The organism is Maribellus luteus, assembly GCF_003576475.1.
GTDB classification, from domain to species: Bacteria; Bacteroidota; Bacteroidia; order Bacteroidales; family Prolixibacteraceae; genus Draconibacterium; species Draconibacterium luteum.
In genome coordinates this window covers 25,508-46,877 of the sequence record NZ_QWGR01000008.1, presented here as the reverse complement: position 1 = coordinate 46,877, position 21,370 = coordinate 25,508, and the positions used below count along the sequence as shown (strand labels likewise).

15 protein-coding genes are annotated in these 21,370 nt (G+C 41.5%); 8 read left to right on the top strand and 7 right to left on the bottom strand.

What is annotated here, in order from left to right; all coding sequences use genetic code 11:
• The first annotated feature begins 5 nt into the window (after nucleotides 1–5).
• Complete coding sequence (gene yaaA, locus D1614_RS14580) at nucleotides 6–773, top strand: peroxide stress protein YaaA (protein ID WP_119438698.1); 768 nt, start codon at nucleotides 6–8, stop codon at nucleotides 771–773.
• Nucleotides 774–1,124: 351 nt separating this feature from the next.
• Here the strand turns inward: yaaA and D1614_RS14575 are convergent, their stop codons facing one another.
• From D1614_RS14575 to bamJ (D1614_RS14565), 3 genes are all read right to left on the bottom strand, one after another.
• A complete protein-coding gene (locus D1614_RS14575; RefSeq protein WP_119438697.1) occupies nucleotides 1,125–1,496 on the bottom strand; it encodes a DUF3127 domain-containing protein in 372 nt (123 codons plus the stop codon).
• A 101-nt stretch (nucleotides 1,497–1,597) separates the two neighbouring features.
• Nucleotides 1,598–2,311, bottom strand: a complete 714-nt coding sequence (gene bamJ / locus D1614_RS14570; protein WP_119438696.1) for a BamJ family beta-barrel-assembly machinery protein — start codon at nucleotides 2,309–2,311, stop codon at nucleotides 1,598–1,600.
• A 52-nt stretch (nucleotides 2,312–2,363) separates the two neighbouring features.
• On the bottom strand, nucleotides 2,364–2,975 hold the full coding sequence (gene bamJ / locus D1614_RS14565; RefSeq protein ID WP_119438695.1) for a BamJ family beta-barrel-assembly machinery protein: 612 nt from the start codon (nucleotides 2,973–2,975) through the stop codon (nucleotides 2,364–2,366).
• A gap of 385 nt (nucleotides 2,976–3,360) precedes the next feature.
• On the opposite strand from bamJ (D1614_RS14565), the gene D1614_RS14560 reads away from it, so the two are divergent.
• Nucleotides 3,361–4,608, top strand: a complete 1,248-nt coding sequence (locus tag D1614_RS14560; RefSeq protein WP_119438694.1) for an ABC transporter permease — start codon at nucleotides 3,361–3,363, stop codon at nucleotides 4,606–4,608.
• A 238-nt stretch (nucleotides 4,609–4,846) separates the two neighbouring features.
• On the opposite strand, the gene gap is transcribed toward D1614_RS14560, so the two are convergent.
• A complete protein-coding gene (gene gap / locus D1614_RS14555; RefSeq protein WP_119438693.1) occupies nucleotides 4,847–5,848 on the bottom strand; it encodes a type I glyceraldehyde-3-phosphate dehydrogenase in 1,002 nt (333 codons plus the stop codon).
• Between the two features lie 985 nt (nucleotides 5,849–6,833).
• Between gap and D1614_RS14550 the strand changes: the two genes are divergently transcribed.
• Nucleotides 6,834–13,568, top strand: coding sequence for a T9SS type A sorting domain-containing protein (locus D1614_RS14550; protein WP_119438692.1), 6,735 nt, complete (start codon nucleotides 6,834–6,836; stop codon nucleotides 13,566–13,568).
• Between the two features lie 347 nt (nucleotides 13,569–13,915).
• Nucleotides 13,916–14,656, top strand: coding sequence for a nitroreductase family protein (locus D1614_RS14545; RefSeq protein ID WP_119438691.1), 741 nt, complete (start codon nucleotides 13,916–13,918; stop codon nucleotides 14,654–14,656).
• A gap of 3 nt (nucleotides 14,657–14,659) precedes the next feature.
• On the opposite strand, the gene D1614_RS14540 is transcribed toward D1614_RS14545, so the two are convergent.
• On the bottom strand, nucleotides 14,660–15,376 hold the full coding sequence (locus D1614_RS14540) for a LytR/AlgR family response regulator transcription factor (protein WP_119438690.1): 717 nt from the start codon (nucleotides 15,374–15,376) through the stop codon (nucleotides 14,660–14,662).
• Nucleotides 15,377–15,389: 13 nt separating this feature from the next.
• Nucleotides 15,390–16,445 carry a sensor histidine kinase gene (locus tag D1614_RS14535; RefSeq protein ID WP_119438689.1) on the bottom strand — a complete coding sequence of 352 codons (1,056 nt, stop codon included), beginning with the start codon at nucleotides 16,443–16,445 and terminating at the stop codon, nucleotides 15,390–15,392.
• A gap of 280 nt (nucleotides 16,446–16,725) precedes the next feature.
• Between D1614_RS14535 and D1614_RS14530 the strand changes: the two genes are divergently transcribed.
• Nucleotides 16,726–17,718, top strand: coding sequence for a glycosyltransferase family 4 protein (locus tag D1614_RS14530; RefSeq protein ID WP_119438688.1), 993 nt, complete (start codon nucleotides 16,726–16,728; stop codon nucleotides 17,716–17,718).
• Here the strand turns inward: D1614_RS14530 and D1614_RS14525 are convergent.
• A complete protein-coding gene (locus D1614_RS14525; protein ID WP_119438822.1) occupies nucleotides 17,703–18,464 on the bottom strand; it encodes an SDR family NAD(P)-dependent oxidoreductase in 762 nt (253 codons plus the stop codon). The two genes, D1614_RS14530 and D1614_RS14525, sit on opposite strands and share 16 nt — an antisense overlap.
• A gap of 111 nt (nucleotides 18,465–18,575) precedes the next feature.
• Here D1614_RS14525 and D1614_RS14520 point away from each other — a divergent pair, with 111 nt between their 5' ends.
• From D1614_RS14520 to porT, 3 genes are all read left to right on the top strand, one after another.
• Nucleotides 18,576–19,616 (top strand): AIR synthase-related protein, encoded by a 1,041-nt coding sequence (locus D1614_RS14520; RefSeq protein ID WP_119438687.1) that lies wholly within the window; start codon nucleotides 18,576–18,578, stop codon nucleotides 19,614–19,616.
• Nucleotides 19,616–20,344, top strand: a complete 729-nt coding sequence (gene ubiE / locus D1614_RS14515; protein ID WP_119438686.1) for a bifunctional demethylmenaquinone methyltransferase/2-methoxy-6-polyprenyl-1,4-benzoquinol methylase UbiE — start codon at nucleotides 19,616–19,618, stop codon at nucleotides 20,342–20,344. Before D1614_RS14520 ends, ubiE begins: the two co-directional genes overlap by 1 nt.
• Before the next feature lie 70 nt (nucleotides 20,345–20,414).
• The gene (porT, locus tag D1614_RS14510) at nucleotides 20,415–21,188 is read left to right on the top strand and encodes a type IX secretion/gliding motility protein PorT/SprT (RefSeq protein WP_162304511.1); all 774 of its coding nucleotides are present in this window, start codon (nucleotides 20,415–20,417) and stop codon (nucleotides 21,186–21,188) included.
• Nucleotides 21,189–21,370 lie beyond the last annotated feature (182 nt).

Below are 21,370 nucleotides of genomic sequence, written 5' to 3'. Positions count from 1 at the left end.
CTGTCATGTTAATAGTAATATCTCCGGCCAAATCGCTGGACTTTGAAACCGCCCCCACTACAGCAACTTTTACCCGGCCCGACATGCTGGACGAATCGGAAAAGCTAATGAGTCGGTTACGGAAAATGAAACCCAAACAACTTTCGGAGTTGATGGGGATTTCGGCTGCCCTGGGGCAACTGAACTACGAGCGTAACCAAACCTGGCAACCGCCTTTTACGCCCGAAAATGCCAAACAGGCAATACTGGCGTTTAACGGCGATGTGTACCAGGGACTGGATGCGCCTTCGCTTACCGAAGATCAGTTGATGTTGCTGCAAAACAAGCTGCGCATTCTTTCCGGTTTGTACGGGGTGTTGCGCCCGCTCGACCTCATTCAGCCTTATCGTCTGGAAATGGGGACCAAGCTGAAATACCTGCGTTCGGATGATTTGTATGCGTTCTGGAAAAGCAAAATCACGCCCAAAATAAAGGAAGCGATTGCAGAATCGGGCAGCCAGGTATTGATCAACCTGGCGTCGAACGAGTATTACAAAAGCATCGACCCGAAAAAACTGGGAGCCGAGATTGTTACGCCGGAGTTTAAGGATATGAAAAACGGTGAGTACAAAATGATCTCCTTTTTTGCGAAGAAAGCCCGGGGTTTAATGACGCGTTTTATCATTGAAAACAAGGTGGAGAAAGTGGAAGATTTGCAGGCTTTTGATTCGGAAGGCTATGTTTTTAATCCGCGTTTGTCAAAGCCCGGAAAGCCTGTGTTTACCCGGGGGTAATTAGTTCCTGAAACGAATAAAACAACCATGATTCAGACGAATCAGCAGAAATAAAAGGGTCTTAATTTTAAAGCTCGTTTACCTAAAAAAGCTGGAGAATAAGAAATAAATAATAAGGAATAACGAATAAAAAAGGATCGGAAACTTTTTATTCTTTATTCCATGTTTCTTATTACGAATCTTTCGTATTTTCTTCAAATCTCATAAAAAGATGTTTATAGAGGGTAGTGCTTGCAGGGAAGGATAAGAGGATGGGTATAGACAAAGCTTAAACCGATACATATTAAGATAAGAAAGCCGGAAGTTTTTGAAACCTCCGGCTTTTTATTGTATTGGAATAATTCTTTCCTATTAGAACGGCAGATCACCTGCCGCATCGTCTCCCGGCTCCGGCGGGATATCTTGCATTCTGAACTCCGGTGGTGGTTCCGGGAAGTTCTGATCGTCGGTTGCGCGGTCAATTTTCCATGCATTTACGTTGGTAAACCAGCGCCCGTTAAATTCGCGCGATTCAACGTTAAAGGAAACCTCCACACTTTCGCCTGCATTCAACCCGTTCAACAGGTCCACTTTTTCACCAAACAGCGTGAAACACACTTTCCGGGGATATTGCTCTTCCGTTTCCAGTACGAATTCCTGTTTCTTCCATTCTTTTCCTGCACGGCTCACTCCCGATTCAGGCTTTAAAATCTGATCTACTTTTCCTTTTACGCTTAATGCCATTTTATCCTTTCTTGTTGATGAGGCCCAAAAATATAAAAAAGAAACCCTTTGCCTGAACGAGACAAAGGGTTTTTATCAACATGATTTCCCAAACGGGAATCTTATTTGTTGTCGTCTTTTACAATTTCGAGTAATTCAACTTCGAAAACAAGTGCCGAATTCGGGCCAATATTGGCACCTGCACCGCGTTCGCCATAAGCAAGTTCTGCAGGAATGTAAACTTTCCATTTTGATCCAACCGGCATCAGTTCAAGGGCTTCTGTCCAACCCGGAATAACCCGGTTAACACCAAATACTGTTGGTTCACCGCGATCAACTGAGCTGTCGAAAACAGTACCATCGATTAAGGTTCCGTGGTAATGTACGCGCACCTGATCAGTAGCAGCTGGTTTTTCACCACTTCCTTCAGTCAGTACTTCGTATTGCAAGCCACTTTCGGTAGTTGTTACGCCTTCGCGTTTACCGTTTTCTTCGAGGAATTTGTTACCGGCTTCCAGGTTTTCCTGAGCTTCACGGTCGTTTTCTTCCATAAAGAATTTCTGAATCAGTGCATTGGCATCTTCTTCCGAAATTTTAACTTCTTCTCCCAATGAAGAAGAACGGAAAGCCTGAGCCATTGCTTCGATATTCATTTCCTTACCACCGGGAGCTCCTTCCAGTTGTTTTTTGTTGTTGGCACCCACCAGTACACCAATGGCATAACTTGCTGAGTCAACACGGGTTTCAAGTTTTACATCAGGCGCACCGCCAGGTTGGCAAGATGTTGCTGCGATCATCATTGCTACGACCGCTACAAAAAGAATTGCATTTTTCATTTCTATTAAATTTTATGTTTGATCTAAACCACGAATGTCAAGGACAATCAAATTACATAATCTCGAGTAGTTCCACTTCGAAAACCAAGGTGGAATTCGGGCCAATGGCACCGCCTGCACCACGAGGTCCGTAAGCCAGTTCCGATGGGATGAAAAGTTTCCATTTCGATCCGACCGACATCAACTGAAGTGCTTCTACCCATCCCTGGATCACGCCGTTAACCGGGAATACTGCCGGCTGGTTACGTTGTACCGAGCTGTCGAAAACAGTGCCGTCAATCAGGGTGCCGTGGTAGTGACACTTTACCTGGTCGCTGGAAGTTGGAATTTCGCCTTCACCTTCTTTCATCACTTCGTATTGCAAGCCGCTTGGCAGCACAACCACTCCGCTTTTCCTGGCATTTTCAGCAAGAAAAGCCTGTCCTTCTTCCAGGTTTTTGTTGTTTTCTCCGGCTTGCGACTGTGCAACAAAAGATTCCAGAATCTGGTTGGCTTCCTCGGGCGAAATCTGTGGTTTCTCACCTGTGAAAACATCTTTTAATGCTGCTACAAATGCATCGGGGTGAATGGTTTTAACTCCCGACTGGATAAGGTTTGCAGAGATACTTAAACCCAATGAATAACTAAACTTTTCTAAATCGTCGCTTAATTTGATTTTTGACATTATTATTTTGATAACTAATTAGGTGTGCGAATATAAAGTAATTTTTTGGCAATTGGCAGAATGCTTTCCTTTAATTTCATGCGTGTATAATTAATTTGAAGCGCTGTATATCAATTCATAAAGAGTAGGTTTGTTTTATCCGGCGCCTCTGGTTTGTGAGATCGACACTTTTGGCATTTGACTGTCTGGTAACATTTTATCCAGCTCTTCCGTGGGCCCTTAAAGTGGTCAAAAATAATTGAGATGCTTTCGTAATTATAGCAAGCCAGGCTATACTTATACCATAATTAATAGCACATAATTCGGGGCATAGGTTTATTTGCTTTTAGATGTGACAGATTACACCCGAAAGATTGTTATTTTTACTCTGAATTGAGACTTGTTTATGCGGCGGACCACACTTTTTGCAGAAAACATACGGATTGCTTTAATTTCGATCAAGAGCAATTTATTGCGTACCGTTTTAACGGTGCTGATTATTGCGGTGGGTATTACCGCACTGGTGGGAATTCTGACAGCCATTGATTCGATTAAAAATTCGATCACCCAGGAGTTTGCTTCTATGGGGGCCAATACGTTTTCCATTTCGAGTCGTGGAATGAATGTGCAGATTGGGGCCAAACGTTACCGGGCTAAAAATTATTCCTACATATCTTATTACCAGGCAAAAGAGTTCAAAGAGAACTTTAATTTTCCGGCACAAACTGCTATATCGGTGTATTGTACCGGAACAGCTACTTTAAAATACGGGTCGGAGAAAACAAATCCGAACATTACGGTGCGGGGGATCGACGAGAATTACCTGGCCACTTCAGGATATGAGGTGGGCAAAGGCCGGAGTTTTAGTGGTCAGGACATTGCTTCGGGACGTAATGTGGTTTTGCTGGGAAGTGAGCTGGCGCGTCGCCTGTTTAAATCGGGGGAGGAGCCGGCGGATAAAGTAATCAGTATCGGAAGTGGAAAGTACAAAGTGATCGGTGTATTAAAGAAAAAGGGAAGTGGTTTTGGAATGAACAGCGATATGGTGTGTTTTATTCCTTACTCCAATGCACGCACTTATTTTTCCCGTCCGAACATGAATTTCGGCGTGCAGGTAATGGTCGATCGTCCTGAGTTAATGGACGCGGCTGTTGGTCAGGCGGAAGCAACTTTTCGTGTTGTCCGCGACCTTGATCCGCTGGATGAATCGGATTTTAACATCGAGAAAAGCGACAATCTTGCCAACATGTTGCTGGAGAATATAAAGAACATCACCTTTGTGGCTACCATCATCGGACTGATAACTTTGCTGGGCGCAGCGGTTGGTTTAATGAATATTATGTTGGTTTCGGTGACCGAGCGCACGCGGGAGATCGGCGTCCGGAAAGCAATCGGAGCCAAAAGTTCTACGGTAAAACAACAGTTTCTGGTTGAGGCAATTGTAGTGGGGCAGATTGGAGGTTTCGTTGGGATTATCCTTGGGATCATCGCCGGTAACCTGGTTTCTTCGCTGATCGGCTCCTCCTTTATCATTCCCTGGACCTGGATTATTCTGGGGGTAATTCTGTGTTTCTTTGTAGGGATTATTTCGGGTTACTATCCCGCTCAAAAAGCTTCCAAACTGGATCCGATTGAATCGCTTCGCTACGAGTAGTTTAGAGTTCAAAGTTCAGTGTTCAGAGTTTAGCCTTTGTTTAGTAGTTTGTGTCTAGCGTCTGTTATGCTGTGCTGCTGAAAACATTTACGCATTTACGCATTCAATAATCCAGTCCTTCAATCCTTCACTCCATCAGTTTGGTTTTAGCTCTTGGCTCGAAGCTAGCAGCTCTCAGCTTGAAACAAAAAAAAAGGGAACCTTTCGATTCCCTTTCATTTATACTCGTAGTGTGGAATTACTTTACAGAATCCATGTACTGAATCAATTCGCAAACTTTTGCAGAGTAACCCATTTCGTTGTCGTACCAAGAAACAACTTTTACGAAGTTAGGGTTCAATGAAATACCAGCACCTGCGTCGAAGATAGAAGTACGAGTGTCGCCAACGAAGTCGTTAGAAACAACCTGATCTTCAGTGTATCCAAGGATACCTTTCAATTCGCCTTCAGAAGCTTCTTTCATAGCAGCGCAAATTTCTGCGTAAGTTGCACCTTTTTCCAAAGTAACAGTCAGGTCAACAACTGATACGTCAGGAGTAGGAACACGGAAAGCCATACCGGTAAGTTTTCCGTTCAGTTCAGGAATAACTTTACCTACAGCTTTAGCTGCACCTGTAGAAGAAGGGATGATGTTTTGACCGGCACCACGACCACCTCTCCAGTCTTTCATCGAAGGACCGTCAACAGTTTTCTGAGTAGCAGTAGTAGCGTGAACAGTAGTCATAAGACCTTCTTTGATACCGAATTTGTCGTTCAATACTTTTGCAACAGGAGCCAAACAGTTGGTTGTACAAGAAGCATTTGAAACGAAATTCATATCGTTAGTATATGAAGTGTGGTTAACACCCATAACGAACATTGGAGTATCGTCTTTAGACGGAGCAGACATGATCACTTTTTTCGCACCAGCGTCGATGTGACCCTGAGCTTTTCCTTTTTCCAGGAAAAGACCGGTTGATTCAACAACATAGTCAGCACCTACAGCTCCCCAGTTGATATCAGCAGGGTTTCTTTCTGCAGTAACACGAATTTCGTTACCGTTTACAATCAGTTTACCGTCTTTTACTTCAACAGTTCCGTTGAACTGACCGTGAGTAGAGTCGTATTTCAACATGTAAGCCATGTATTCAACATCAATAAGGTCGTTGATAGCTACTACCTGGATTGTTCCTTTGGCAACTGCCTGACGGAAAACAAAACGTCCGATTCTTCCGAAACCGTTTATACCTATTTTAATCATAGTTGAGAAAGTTTTAATTATTTAAAAGAAAATATTTCTAAACATTTCATGCTCAGGATAAAAACCTGAGTTTTATAAAGCCTCACAAAGTAAATACATTTTGCGAACAGACACAAGCTGTCGATTTTCTTTTAGCTCTAACCTTAATAATTACTTAAAGTGTTTAGAGTGGCGTATTTCGTTTATTTGCGGGCTGTTGTTCGCTTTTTGAGAAATATGGAATTCTCAGGGGCTTAAAATTGGAGTAAATAACTTGTATTTAACGAAATAGTTTGATTTTTTATGTTCGATATTTAACTTCATCTGGAAAAAAAGCCCGCTTTCCCGCATAAATTGGCCGCTTTGCGCATATTCTCTTGCCCATACCTTTGAAACTAACTGTCGAGAGAGGAAGGGTATGTCACAGGAATTTTGGCAGCGGGTGATTCCGTTTTGGGTTGCTCACTATACGCCGGACATTTGCACCCTTTGCACGATTCGAGAGCCAACAGCAATATGAGCGCCAGTATTATCAATAAATTTCGAAAGAGGGAGGATAATTCAGGTGCTTGCTTATTTATTAACATACAACTTTTTTTTTAGGTTGGCATTTGATAATATTGTTAACAAAAGTATTGTTTGTATTCATTTTTAGTTAATGGTTATTTATTTCAACGAATAACGCTAAAAAATAGTGTTAACCTAGGTTGTAATTAAAAAAAATAGTTTAAAATTGTAAGGAATTACAAGAAAACACAGAATCGGGACAGTCGTCTAATCCCTTTTAGCCTGAATTGATTTAAAGAGTTAAACATTTAAGTCCCTAACTGTTGAAAACATTAGTAGTAGCGGTGTATATTATGCAGCATATATTTTGTACATTGACGCAAATTTTTATACGTTTGTAAAGTTTGCTATACCTGTAAGCCAAATAAGACACGACGGATGATTAAAGAATTAAATAAATTAAGATCAATCAATTAAGTTCAATTAAAAGCAAGTTGCTATGAAAAAATTTACTTTAAATTTTTTGTTCGGTAAACCTGTCCTTAGCAGTGTTTTTCGAAAGGTTGGCTTAAGCATGATTGCGATTCTGATGACTGTTGCCGCTTTTGCGCAGCCTCAGGATACCTATCATGTTTGGGCTGAGAGTGGTAACGGTGACAATCCTTATTGTTATCGCTACGATAATACCTATGAGGTGAACGTTTATATGCGTGACTTCATAAAAATAGACACATTCTCACTCGTATTGAATTATTCAAATACGAATGCATTTAGTTATGTGGGGTATGATGTCGCAAGTTTGCATCCTACTCTGGCTGCAACCAGTACTTTTAGTGTTACGGAATTGTCATCCAGCTCATTGCGTTTAGAGTGGGATAGCAATAATGATCCAGTAAACAATGGTACAATTGGAAGCACAGTTGAAGAACAGAATCAAAAGACTTTGGTAGTCAAACTGAAGTTTAAGTTAGATGGTTATCCTCACACTTATGGACCGGTTCCAAATTTTGATTTTGCTTCTGCTCTTACGTGGGGTGCAAGTGCATTTTGGAATGTATATCCTGCGGATGTGACAGATATTTTAACAGAGATGACCAGTGGTGGTACATTGGCTGTTAAACAAGGCATTGAAGATGTAGTTGTAGATGCAGGTATGGCTGATTGTAATGGAAATGATGCCATTGCTACGGTTACTTCTCCTGCTGCGAACGGATATACTTACTCTTATAATGGCAGTTCTTTTACTGTTAGTCCGTCAGCAGACGTTGTCGCTCCTTCGGTAGAGAACTCAGTTAGGGTAATGGACGGCGCATGTGTATCTTACTATAAAAAGTTTGATGTAGATGCACCAGCTGTTTTATCATTTACAACAGAAGAAATTGTTTATACTAATTGCCCTGGAGGTAATGGCGATATAGAAGTTTTTGCTGCTGGTGGTACCAAGGAATATACTTATTTTATTGTTCCAGATGCTAATTGGGCGCAGGTGCAGGCTGATTTTGCCAACACCAGCAATGCATCACAGGGAATGGATGTTGTTGCCAGCTATGCAAAAACGAATAATATATTTGAACGCGGTGTTGGAATGTACCATGTAGCGGTTCAGGATGCGAATGAGTGTCAGGACATCAGAGATCTTGCATGGTGGCAAACTGTAGAAGTACAGGATACTCTGGATGCTTTTGATATTGTAACAACTCAGGTTAACCTGACTTGTAATAATGTTGCTACAGGGCAGATTTCAGTTACTTCTATTACTGGAGGAACACCTTTTGTTAACGGTTACAATCTTTGGATCGACGAGGTTTACATCGGTCGTCAATTAACCTACACAAAAACTGGATTGGCAGCGGGAGCTCATACAGTGACCGTTATTGATAGCGTGGGTTGTGATTACTCAGTTACTGTTAATATTACTGAACCAGCTGCTATTGTTTTCAACCTGTTGGATCATACCGATACTGGCTGTGAGACACCTAACGGAACGATTACGCTGGATGAAGCTCCATTTTTAGCCGGTACCAACGGTGGTACTTTTGAAGGTGGTTCTGCTCACTGGCAATTATTTACTACTTCTGATTACTCAGGGACTCCTGTTGTTGATCTTGCTTTAACTGCCGATGCAACAGGTTTGGCTCCGCATGTTTATTATGCCAAGATTTACGATGATAATGGCTGTTCGGCTACTTACATGAATGCCAATGGCGACAATGCCATCAAGATCTTTACTTATGAAGTGGATCTGGATATGGATGAAATTCTGTGTAACGATGAATCAGCCGATGTAAAAGTGGTGATTAGTGGTTCTAATGCCAGTCATGATATTGAATACATTCTTTATGACGTAACCAATGATGATACAATTCAGACAGTAGCTTCAAATAACGGTTGGACACTATCGGCCGGAAACTATATTGTAACGATTGTAGACAATACAATTGGTTGTAATCTTGAGTATCCATTTACGATGGAAGAACCTGCTCAGTTGAACGCTTGGGTTAATTTCTTCCAAACCTTGCCTCCCTCGTGCCCGGATAATACCGATGGTCGCTTGGTAGTAAATGCCTGGGGTGGAACTCCTTTCTCTGATGGAAGCTATAAGTACAAAATGGACGATGGTGACTGGATCAGCTGGGTTGGTTATCCTGACTTTGCAATAGATAATGAACCTCATACCGTTACAGTTATGGATGCAAATGAATGCACAACAACTGTAATGATCGACCTGCCCGACTCTGAAAATATGATCGATTTTGTGGATAAAATCTACACTCCATGTGCAGAGGCAAAAATCAACCTGTTTAATGCCGAGCCAGGAAATAGCTGCCCTTATTTTGGAGATGAGAATGGTCCGTTCTATTTCTGGAATCCCGCTTTCTTCAATTGCGATGAAGGTGTTGACATGGATTTCGACTACCTGAATGACTTCGAATGGTATGGAATTCCGATGGAACATTTCACCGGTACTATGACCATCGATATTAATATCTGGACTTCTGATTCAGGTTGGGTAACCCGTCCGCTTCAAGGATTCCAACAACAAAGAAATCCTGTTCTTTACATTACTGATGTAGATCCTGCCGGAATGGGTTCCGCTGTTGTTTCTACTGGTGAAGTGGTAAATCATAACTCAGCTTTTGGCGCCGGTACTTACTGGTTGGTTGTAAAAGATGAGTGGGGATGTTATTCAAACATTGAAAAAGTACAGATCATTGATCCGCTGCCACTTGCGCTTACTGAACCTATAGTAGTAGATGCCGGTTGTGCCGGAAGTACCGATGGTACTATTGAGTTTAAGGCTCTTAACGGACGTTACCTGATTCCTGGAGTTCTTGGTGCGAAACGTTACCAATATGTGATGACGCAGCAGGCTGAAATTTTCACCAACGACAACTGGTGGGAAGAAGTTACTTGGGCTGCATTCCAAAATGGTGACCCAGCTAACGATAGCTTGTTGGTAAAAACAGTACAAGATGGTACCTACCATTTTGCAGTACGCGATTTCTGTGGAATTGAAAATCCTGCTCTTATCCAGTTCCATACCGTTACTGTTGGTGGCGCGGATGCGATCGAAATAGATTGGAATGCTGTTACGAAGAAAGACCTTACTTGTAATATTTGGGACGGAGAGGTATCTATGCCTTCTAACGACGGTATGTTAACAGGTCTGCTCGCTGCTACCACAGGTGGTTATGGCGAATATGAGTATACGTTAACATGGTTAGGCGACTGTGATGACGCGGATGTAACGACTCCTAGTGTAAATCCATTGGTAAATACAACAGGTGACTTTAGTGATTTAGTTGCTGGTTGTTATACATTAACAATTGAAGATAAAAATGGCTGTAATGTAACTTACGAGTTGAAATTCACACAGCCAGAACCTTTACGTTTGGAAACTACTTTGGTTTATCCAAGCTGTTTTGAAACACATGATGGTATCTTACGTTATAAAATTTCTGGAGGAACTGCTCCTTATTCAGAAGTAACTGAAAATGTGAGCGTTTTCGAAGATATTAATACTATCCCTGAAGAAAGATGGGTTAATACAGCTGGTGAAGGTTGGAACGAAGGTGGACAATACATTTTCGACCGTAGAGTGCGGGCCGATGTTAAGAAAATCTGGATTCGCGACGCCAAAGGTTGTATTTATGGACCTGTTGTTGTAGACATTGAACAGCCTGCAAAATTGGATGTGATTAATGTTGTTTCTAACATGGTTAGCTGTAACGATCAGAGTGAATTGCACGAAGGTGTAACTGATGACGGATCTATCACATTTAACATAGCTGGCGGTTGGAATATCGCTGAGCTTACTAACGTATTTCATTATTATGTTGAATTGTGGCAAGGTGCTAACAAATTAGAAACTCAAACTGTGAATGTAATTCCTGTAAACGGATTCGTATTTGATAATTTAGCTGCAGGTGATTATGTAATCAAAGTTTACGAGAGAAGCACAGATATCGCTGGTACAGGATACGCAAACCCTGTGACTACTTATAGCGGCTATGCTAGCAACGAGTCAGTTTGGGGACAGTTTGCTCCTTATCAGAACTCAAATAGTGCATGTTTTGCTATTGAGGAAGTTACCGTTGGTGAACCTGCTCCTATTGCCTACAATGTAAATTGGGTAGATGTTCAATGTCATAATACCGCAACTGGTAAGATTGAATTGACAAACATCAGTGGTGGAACTCCTGGTCTTACAAGCGACAACTTCCAAGGCTACTTGGTTGGATTGGAAGGGCCTGCTGATTATGATGCGTCGTTGCAAACTTTAGCACCTGGTACTTATTCTGAAGTATACAACAGCGTAACATGGTTTGAAACAACTGACGATGCTTTCACTTTTGACAATTTAGTGTATGGTCACTATACTATCCATATTAAGGATTATAACGGTTGCTGGATCTACAAAGAGTCTGGTGAGATCGAAAATCCTGATACCCTGAAACTGGTTGTAGTTGAAAGACTTGAGAATGCACTTTGCTACGACGGTAAAGGAAAAATCGAAATCCATGCAACAGGTGGTGTTCAATACAGCGACGGTGGGTACATGTACGCGGTGGATTCAACTTTGGTTCCTAGTCCTGGATCACATTTGTTCCCAGATCATTTGGATTATGCTACTTATATCAATGGTTTGAAATGGCAAAAAGATCCTGTTTTTGAAGTTACTGCTGCAACTTGGGTAGGTTATGTAATGGACTCTGTAGGATGTATTGTTGGTTTCTCTACCGATGAAAATGGTACTCCGATTATGCATCACAGAACAACTGTTTTGGAACCAGATCCAATTGTAGCTGCTAGCCTTGGACAGATAGAAGCTGAGTGTTATGCTTATGCTGACGGTAGCATTACTATTGGAAGCATTACAGGTGGTAACGGTAGTCCTTGGACAATTCGTGTATATGGTGTTGCTTACGATGGTGAAACAGTAGTAGACAAAACATATACTAGAACTGCTAGCTCAGGCATCAATTTAGAAGGTTTATTGGCATCAACCAATAAAACAAATACAGCAACGATGACTGCTGCTGATAAATACTCAATCGTCATCACAGATGCTGAAGGTTGTGAATCTGTAGTTTATCATCAATATGTACTACAGCCAGAACCGTTTGTTGTAGAATTAAAAGACAAACAAAACTCATTTATTTGTCCGAATGATCAAGGTGGCTTGTTTGAACTGGAAGTAGTAAGCGGTGGTACACCATTTGGTACAGGTCCTGATAACAAACCATTGTATGAATACAAATGGGAAGCTTTCACTGACGAAGCTCTTACTCAAAGAGTAGACAGCTTGTCTGATGATATTTGGGGATACACCAGAACATTCAATGGCTACGGTGATCTTTACTATACTATTTATGCAAGGGATGCAAACGGATGTGAAACTTCAGCTGATACCTTTGTTGTAGCGCCTGTTGAAGTTGAAATGACGGTTAAAAACACTACTTGTAAAGACGATCCAAAAGCATCTGCACTGGTAACTGCTACAGGTACTGAAGGACGTTCATTCCAGGTTTGGTACAAAGAAATTGAAGATCAGGTTAATCCTGCATGGACCAAACATCCTGTATGGTTCACTTCAAGCATTCCTTTGAACCAGATGTTTACTTACGATACTGAGAATGTGGATGACAAACATTGGGTATTCATGGTAGTAGATACTTTAGGTTGTATGTCTGAACCTGATACAATGACTTTCGATTCAGTATTCTCTTCTACTGCTGTTTCTTATGAAGTAGCTGCTACTGAAGCTTGTCAGTCGATCGTAACTGTAACCGTAAATAGTGGTGTAGCTCCGTTTGTGGTAACACTTGGTGATGAACAAGCCAATGTTGCTGAAGTAGGTGGTAGCGCAGCATTCACTGTTGATCCGGGAATGTACGACCTGAACGTAGAAGCCAGAATGTATTGCGGTTATAGCGGTTCTGTAACTGTTGAACGTGCAATTGAGCCGATGGCTTACGATACTATCAGTATTTATGTTGATGATTCAACAACTTATACTTATACTGATGCGGGTGTTGAAATGGATACTGTAGTTTATGGAGGTGATTATGAAATCCCATACATTGATACAGAAACCGGATGTGATGTAATGTTGATGTTACATGTTAAAGAAATGATGCGTTACCAACCTGAGTTGGATACAGTTAGTCCAATGGGTACTATCACTGACAACCATCCGACATTTGTAATCACATTTAAAGATGATGTTACTTTCAACGAAGCAGGTGTTCTGACTGTTACTAAGAAGGATTCAGCCAATGCAACTTTGACTATTACGATAACACCTGAAATGGTTAGTGGTAATACTGTTACTGTTGATTATGTATATGACTCACAACTAGGTGGTCTGGATAGATTCACAACTTATGTAGTTGCAGTTGATAGTGGCGTAGTAATGGGTGATGGTCTGCCATGGGATGGTAAAATGTCTTATGCTTGGGAATTCACAACTGGTGATTTCGTAACTGATATCACAGATATTGAAACTGTTGAGTTCAAAGTATATCCGAACCCATTCAGCAGCTTTATCAGAATTGACAATGCACAAAAACTTGACAGAGTGATTGTTTCTAACATCGCTGGTCAACGTGTACTGGATATTGAAAATCCAACTTACGAAATACGTACTGGAAATCTGGTAACTGGCGTTTACGTTGTTACATTAATTGCTAACGACGAAATCGTTAAATCAGAAAGGATTATTAAGAGGTAATACCGAATTGATTGATTAAAAAGGGGAAGCCGGATGGCTTCCCTTTTTTATTTTTAATAAGATACATCGAATAAGGAATAAGAAATCAGAAAATGTTGGCTCAGATTATTCAATCTTCTATACCTCATTATTCGTAATTCCTTATTTTTTATTTCTTGTTCTCTTACTTTTTTCAAATTCTTGTGTATATATGAGTTGCTATACACTGAATGGAGAAGAGGGAGAGTTAAGTTAGGTCCGAATAATACTTTTGTGCCTGTTGGTGACTTCCTGGAGTCATAAATGTTTTATTGGTAGATGCCGGATAGTAGCTTACAAAATGTACTTTTGCACAAAACTCGCATAAAATGGAACTATTAAATAAGCACGTCACCATTCGGAAATTTAAGGATCAGGAAGTGGATCAGAAGTTACTGGAGTCTATTATTTACTCAGGCACAAGAGCTTCAACAACTGGTAATATGCAGCTTTATAGTGTGGTTATTACACGGAAGGAGGAAATGAAAGCTCAATTGGCTCCCTTGCATTTTAATCAACCCGTTGCCAAAAATGCCCCTGTACTGCTAACTATAGTTGCAGATTTTAACCGTTTTTCAAAATGGTGCACAGCAAGTAATGCTGAACCCGGTTATGATAATCTTTTGTCGTTTACCACTGCATTAATTGATGCGCTTTTATTTGCCCAGAATATTTGTGTAGCAGCTGAGAACGCCGGGTTGGGTATTTGTTACCTGGGGACCACCACATACAATGCAGGTGAAATTATTGAACTATTGAATTTGCCGAAGCGCACTTTTCCTGTTACGACCATTGCATTGGGCTATCCTGCCGAGAATCCCGAATTAACAGACCGTATTCCGTTGAAAGGGATCATTCATGAAGAATCTTACCAAGACTACAGTAACGACGATATAAGCGGCTTATATCGCTTTAAGGAAGGGCTGGAGTCGTCAAGGAAGTTTGTGGCGGAGAATGCAAAGGAAACCTTGGCACAAGTATTTACCGATGTTCGCTACAAAAAGGCCGATAATGAGTTTTTCTCCGCAAAAATACTCGAGGTATTAAAGCAACAAGGCTTCTTAAAATAGGCGTTAATCAGCTGAAAAGCGGTTTATAAAGTCAAAAAAATCCTGGCGGTAGCTGTTGCCTATCGGAAGTTTGTTTCCTTCGATCGAAACCATGTTTCCTTCCACTGATTCGATGTTATGCAGCGAGATGATGTAGGATTTGTGGATACGGTAGAACAAATCGGCAGGCAACAGATCCAATATCCGTTTCATTGACAGGTTGGTGACGTAGTGATTCTCTTTGATGTGTATTTTAATGTAATCGCCCAGGCCTTCGACAAACATGATGTCAGCGAAATTGATTTTGTAGTTTTTCTTATTTGATTTTATAAAGAGAAATTTTGCGTCCGATTCACCTGGTTGAGTCACTGCTTTCCTTTTTAACAGCAGAAGTTCTTCGGCCCGGTAAAAGGCTTTGCAAAAGCGCTCAAATGAAAAAGGCTTCTTCAGGTAATCAACCGCATTTAATTCAAAACCTTCGAGTGCATACTCCGAATAAGCGGTAGTAAAGATCACCAAAGGTGGATTGTTCAGGTTTTTTAAGAAAGAGATACCTGACAGTTTGGGCATATTAATGTCCAAAAATATCAGATCAATGGATTGTTCCTGCAAAATCCTGTGGGCACAAATTGCTTCGCTACAGGTGGCCGCAATCTTTAAATCAGGCAATTTTTGAGCATATTGTTTTATTACGTCCTGTGCCAAAGGTTCGTCATCTATAATCAGCGCATTTATATTCATATCAGCTTAAAATTTATTTTAGCTTAAGATGTAGTTTTACTCCAAATACAGGATATTCCCGTTTTATATCCAGTTTAAATTCATCCTTTTTATAAAGAAGCGATAAGCGTTGTTTCACATTTTGAAGCCCAATACCTGAATGTTTTGTATTCCATTTCTCAACCTCCGAGTAATTGTTTTCAATATGAAAAACGACGGAAGAGTCCTGTTGGAAATCAAAACTTATCCGGATATAGTCCTTGTCAATATCGCCCGGGATACCGTGTTTAAATGCGTTATCGATAAAGGGTTCGAATAATAAAGGGGCAATTCGGGCCGAAGGTACATCACCTATTTTCTCGTAAATGATACTGGTTTGATCGGATACCCGGATCTTTTGCAGGGCGATAAAATTGTCGACAAACTCGATTTCTTTCTGCAGGGAAATAAAGTCTTCCCGCGATTCGTAAATAATATGGCGCATTAAATCAGAGAGCTTCAGAATCAGTTCAGGCACCTTGTCTGATTTTACCAGCGCAAGAGAGTAGATGTTGTTTAATGAGTTAAAAAGGAAGTGAGGATTTAACTGACCTTTGAGGGTGGTTAACTCCGCTTCCAGCTTTTGTTTTTCAATTTTTGCAAGCTTGAAATTCAAATCCTGCATGGCAATCCAGTCTTTCACCATTTTAAAAAAGGAGAAAATACCCACATAAATGAGGGTTACAAAAAAGAAGGCTGAGTGGGTGTTGGTATTAAAACTGGCGAATTCTTCAGAAACGTGCAGTACATTTCGCAGCGGATAAACGATGATCAGCTGCACCAAAAGGCTGCTGGCAGATAGCGTTACAATCAGCCAAAAGAAATAAAAGATATAGCTCTTCTTTTTCAGAAAGCGTGGAATTAGTACGTAAAGGTTGATGTAAACGCTGGCTGCAAACCCAATGTTGGTGATAATTGCCTTAGCTACCAATGATGTATTAAAGCTTTTACTGTTGAAGTAAAAGATAATGCAAAAGAATGAAGCGCTTATGATCCAAAAAACAACGTGTCCGATTATATAGTTTCTTTTATTTAGTATCCTTTCCGACATTCATTACTTATTTTGAGTGTTAAAGCTTTTAAGAATCATTTTTTATTGGTTTGCTTCGTCGTTTCCATCGGTCTGAATTTTGGTCCGGAAATTACACCGCAAGGACATATTGGCTCTTTTTCTTTCATGATACATTTCCGCTTGCAGGTATTTTATTTCCCCGCCGGGGTTTATCTTTCTTTCGGTTCTTCGGAAATTGATTACTTTTAGCAAATCAGACCGACTAAGGTCAAAGGGATAAGAACCATAGCAAATTTAGCGAAATTCAGCGTACATTTTTATGGAAGTACCACCGATATTAATACATACGCATTTTCACGGACGAAGAACCGGAGTTACCACGAGCCTCGAAAATATTATGCCTTTTTTGCAGACCGATTTCGATGCATCTATTTTGGGCTATGGTGTTAAGGGAAGGAAGATTTCGTTAGTCAGCGTGTTGAAACTGGTGGCTCAAAAGCAGCGTTTTGTATTGCATTGTCATCGGAACAATGAAATGCTTTTTGCCTTACTTCTTCGTTTGCTGGGCGGAAATTTTAAGCTTCTTTTTACCAAGCATGCCGACAATATGCCGTCGGCAATTACCCGCTTTCTTTTGAAAAAGGCCGATGTGGTGGTTTCGCTCACGCAACGAATGCTGAGTACTATTCCGTGCAAAGCGGTTGTGATCGGGCACGGGGTTGATCAGCATGTCTTTATCCCCGGAGAGAAAAAGTCTGTTCCCGAAATACAACAGCGTAATATCATTCTTTGTGCCGGAAGGGTGCGGGAAGCTAAAGGACAAAAACTTTTGGCAGAGGCTTTGGCCCCGGTTATTGGTGAGTTTCCGGAGTGGGCGCTGGTGATTATTGGGAAGGTGGATAAACCTCCGTTTCTAAAAGAGTTAAGGAAGATTGTGAGCGATAACAATGCCGCAAATCAAATCTATTTCTTAAATGAAACAACGGGTATTGTTGACTTTTACCAGGCGGCTCACACGGTTGTTGTACCTTCTTATACCGAAGGGTTTTCGCTGGTATGTGCCGAAGCAATGTCGTGCAGCTGCAACGTTGTGGCAACAAAGGATGTGGGCATTCACTCCGATTTAATTGTTGACGGCAAAACCGGCTATCTGTTTGAGTCAGGTAACCGCGACCAGCTGCAAGCCATCCTGGTGCAACTAATGGACGGAAAGCTAAGTCATTTGGGAGAGGCTGCCAGAAAAGAAGTTGCTCAAAACTGGAGCTCCAAAGTGGAGGCTGCCCGTCTTTCCGAAGTTTATTCCTCGCGGTGAAATTGCCGGGTGAAGGCCTGAGCGGTTGGCATAATTAACACATCGTCGATGTTTACATGCGGTGGCCTTGTAACAATAAAAAGGATCGTTTCTGCAATGTCTTCCGCAAACAATGGGGTAAAACCTTTGTAAACACCATCAGCTTTATCATTGTCGCCTTTAAAACGCACCACCGAGAACTCTGTTTCAACAGCGCCAGGAGCCACTGAGCTTACTTTAATTCCGTGTTGCAAAAGATCGATACGCATTCCCTGGGTAAGAGCCTGCACGGCATGTTTGGTGGCGCAATAAACGTTTCCTTTGGCATAGGCTTCTTTTCCTGCTATGGAAGAAATGTTTACAATATGCCCGGATCCCTGTTTCACCATTTGCGGAGAAACCAAACGTGTGATGTAAAGCAAGCCTTTTACATTGGTGTCGATCATGCGTTCCCAGTCATCGACAAAACCTTCCTGTATGGGCTCCATGCCAACAGCCAGCCCTGCGTTGTTGATCAGCACATCAACTGCCTTCCATTCTTCCGGCAATGCGTTGTATGCCTGGGTTGTTTCGTCAAGATTTCGGATGTCAAAATTCAGGGTAATAACCCGGCAATTGCTTGTTTTTTTGATTTCTGTTTCCAGTTCATCCAAACGATCTTTTCTGCGGCCGGTAAGTATGAGATCAAACCCATTTGCCGCGAGGGCTCTGGCAGTTGCCCTGCCAATACCTGCAGTAGCACCTGTGATTAAAGCAATTTTGTTCATTTTTGAAATAATTTTGACGTGATGCGAAATTAAAAAAAACATCTATTTTTATGGAGAAACAAGGGACTTAATTACCTTTGTTCGTACTTAGTATCTGAAATAACAAGGCATATGAGCGAAACAATCCAAGCAGAGGAACAATTCACGATAGAGAGTATTCCTGAGCCTGAGAACATTGAGGAGGTGATCTATTCATTAATGGTGAATCCAAATTTGTCGACCATTAACTACTTTAACGATTTCAGTGAGCACAATATTTCTCCCGACGCAATCGGGGATAGCGACACAGATGAGACGGGCTTGTTTGACCTGGATAACAATGGCACCAAAATGGCGATGAGCACCCACGCTTTGCACCATCACCTGGAGAGCGATCCGCAAAAGGCTACTGAGATTCTTATTTCAAGGGCAGTTCGGAACATGTTGTGCTACGGGGCTACTCCCAGTGTAGTTAGTGCCTTTTTGTATCACATCGATTTTGCCGACCCCAATGGATATTTGCTTGCTTCAGGAGCAAAAAAGGGCCTGGAGAATGCCGCACAAAAATTTAACCTGAAAATTTCGGACCGTAAAATTCGTTTCGATCATTTCTCGAAACATGGTCCGGTTCCGCCAACCATCATTGTAAGTATGCTTTCGCAGGTGAATCCGGGGGCATCGCTAACAACACATTCCTTTAAAAATAAGGGGAATCATATTTTTATGATCGGCAGGATGGTGGATGATATCAATTCTTCGGAATACCTGGAATTTTACCACGGCATTTCGGAATCGCCGCTGCCGGCTTTCAGCATCGAAGACGAACTGAAGATTCAGCAGTGTTTAAAGAAACTGCACGAAGAAGCTTTGATTGAAAGCGCCAGTCCGATCGGAAAAGGCGGATTGTTTTTCACCTTGCTTCGGGCGGCTATTCCCAACGAGTTGGGTTTTGATATAACCACGAGTGCCGAGACCCGTATCGATTCGTTTTTGTTTGGCGAAGCGATGGGACGCATTTTGGTGGGGGTAAACCCGAACGATGAAGAAAAGTTTGTGGATGCCATGAGCGAAATGAACGTTCCTTTCTTTACGTTGGGACACGTCACCAAAGGAGAGATCAGAATCGACGACGAGTCGTTGGGGTTTATTGATAAAATGAGCGCCGGAGTTTAATGGCTCTTCCGTATAAGCAATCACAGCAATCGAAAAGAGGGCAGGTCGAGGAGATGTTTGACAATATCTCGCCGAAATACGACCTGTTAAATCATCTGCTTTCGGTGAATATCGATAAGTTGTGGCGCAAGCGTACCATCAAAAAACTGAAAGCTTATCAGCCCGGCCGTATTTTGGATGTGGCCACCGGTACCGGCGATTTTGCCGTTGCCGCCACAAAACTGGGCCCGGTAAAAGTAGTGGGAATCGACATTTCGGAGGGAATGCTCAACGTTGCCCGCGAAAAGATCAGTAAAAAGCAACTTTCAGATAAAATAGAGGTACAAAAGGCCGATTCTGAAAACCTGCCGTTTGGCGATGGTGAGTTTGATGCCGCTATTGTTGGTTTTGGAGTTCGCAATTTCGAGAACCTGGAAAAAGGGTTGGCCGAAATTTGCCGGGTAATAAAACCGGGCGGAACTTTTTTTGTACTCGAGTTTTCCAAACCCCAAAAAACACCGTTCAGGCAGATTTACCAGTTCTACTTTAAATACATTCTTCCGGCAATCGGCCGAATGGTTTCGAAAGACAAAAGTGCGTATACTTATTTACCTGAGTCGGTGAATGAATTTCCGGATGGCGATGATTTTTTAGCTATCTTGAAAAAGGTGGGTTTTGCGGATAACCGGTGCTTCCGGCAAACTTTTGGGATTGCTTCGATTTATGAAGCTCATAAACCTAAAAATTAGCGGAATAACAAAAAAGAATACAATATTTACACTTTTTAGCGTTTGAGAAGATAAGCAATTGCCAATTACAGTGAAGAAAATTATTCTGTTCATACTTTTAATCGTTGCGGGAGGAGCTGTCATCGCCCAAAAACAAAAGATCAATTATCTGACGACCTTTGATGATAAATTGATCCACTTTGGTTTTACGATTGGTGTGAATACGCTTGACTTTAACATCGTTAATTATGAAAATACTGATCTTGCGGGAATCAGTCCAAGTGACATTCCTGATGAATTAGTCAATAATATTCCCGAAAGATCTTCAGGTGGCTATATTCACTCCGATGTTGCGACTCTGGTTCCGGGATTTACCGTTGGCATTATCTCGAGCCTGCGTTTATCGAAAGATTTCAACCTGCGGTTTTTACCGGGACTTTCGTTTGGCGAGCGGCAGATAACTTACAATGTTCCTGTTTATGACATCAACAATTACACGCAGGCTGCAGAATATTATTCCATAAAATCTACTTTTTTGGATTTCCCATTGCTTCTGAAATACAAAGCAAGAAGAATAAATAACGATCGTCCTTATGTAATATTGGGCGGTGCATACCGGCACGATATTTCAAAAACAGCCCAGGAAGACCTTGTTAAGTTAAAAGGTGGCGGGTTTTATGCCGAAGTGGGTGGTGGCTGGGATCATTATTTCCCGTTCTTCCGCTTTTCGGTAGAGGCTAAATTCAGTTTTGGACTGAATGACCAACTGGGAGGCTTACCTGGTGGGGTCCAGAAAGGAATGTATGCTAAATCCATTAAAGAATTACGCTCGAAGATCTTTACCCTTTCCTTCCATTTTGAATAAATTGACAGCTGTTGCTGTTGATGCAATAATTGAGTCGTAAAACGAGCTATGTTTTGCTTTATTCGTTTTGTCTTTTTCGTGAATGGTATTTTCTTCATCTTTGCAGAAGAAATTACAGAAAGGTAGTTTGGCCTGAAAAATGACGACACGGTTGGCCTTTTCGTTAACCGGATAATTTACAA

What these genes read in the sequence shown, in the direction of transcription:
- yaaA (WP_119438698.1), top strand. Translation starts at nt 6, where the DNA reads ATGTTAATAGTAATATCTCCGGCCAAATCGCTGGACTTTGAAACCGCC.
- D1614_RS14575 (WP_119438697.1), bottom strand. Translation starts at nt 1,496, where the DNA reads ATGGCATTAAGCGTAAAAGGAAAAGTAGATCAGATTTTAAAGCCTGAA.
- bamJ (WP_119438696.1), bottom strand. Translation starts at nt 2,311, where the DNA reads ATGAAAAATGCAATTCTTTTTGTAGCGGTCGTAGCAATGATGATCGCA.
- bamJ (WP_119438695.1), bottom strand. Translation starts at nt 2,975, where the DNA reads ATGTCAAAAATCAAATTAAGCGACGATTTAGAAAAGTTTAGTTATTCA.
- D1614_RS14560 (WP_119438694.1), top strand. Translation starts at nt 3,361, where the DNA reads ATGCGGCGGACCACACTTTTTGCAGAAAACATACGGATTGCTTTAATT.
- gap (WP_119438693.1), bottom strand. Translation starts at nt 5,848, where the DNA reads ATGATTAAAATAGGTATAAACGGTTTCGGAAGAATCGGACGTTTTGTT.
- D1614_RS14550 (WP_119438692.1), top strand. Translation starts at nt 6,834, where the DNA reads ATGAAAAAATTTACTTTAAATTTTTTGTTCGGTAAACCTGTCCTTAGC.
- D1614_RS14545 (WP_119438691.1), top strand. Translation starts at nt 13,916, where the DNA reads ATGGAACTATTAAATAAGCACGTCACCATTCGGAAATTTAAGGATCAG.
- D1614_RS14540 (WP_119438690.1), bottom strand. Translation starts at nt 15,376, where the DNA reads ATGAATATAAATGCGCTGATTATAGATGACGAACCTTTGGCACAGGAC.
- D1614_RS14535 (WP_119438689.1), bottom strand. Translation starts at nt 16,445, where the DNA reads ATGTCGGAAAGGATACTAAATAAAAGAAACTATATAATCGGACACGTT.
- D1614_RS14530 (WP_119438688.1), top strand. Translation starts at nt 16,726, where the DNA reads ATGGAAGTACCACCGATATTAATACATACGCATTTTCACGGACGAAGA.
- D1614_RS14525 (WP_119438822.1), bottom strand. Translation starts at nt 18,464, where the DNA reads ATGAACAAAATTGCTTTAATCACAGGTGCTACTGCAGGTATTGGCAGG.
- D1614_RS14520 (WP_119438687.1), top strand. Translation starts at nt 18,576, where the DNA reads ATGAGCGAAACAATCCAAGCAGAGGAACAATTCACGATAGAGAGTATT.
- ubiE (WP_119438686.1), top strand. Translation starts at nt 19,616, where the DNA reads ATGGCTCTTCCGTATAAGCAATCACAGCAATCGAAAAGAGGGCAGGTC.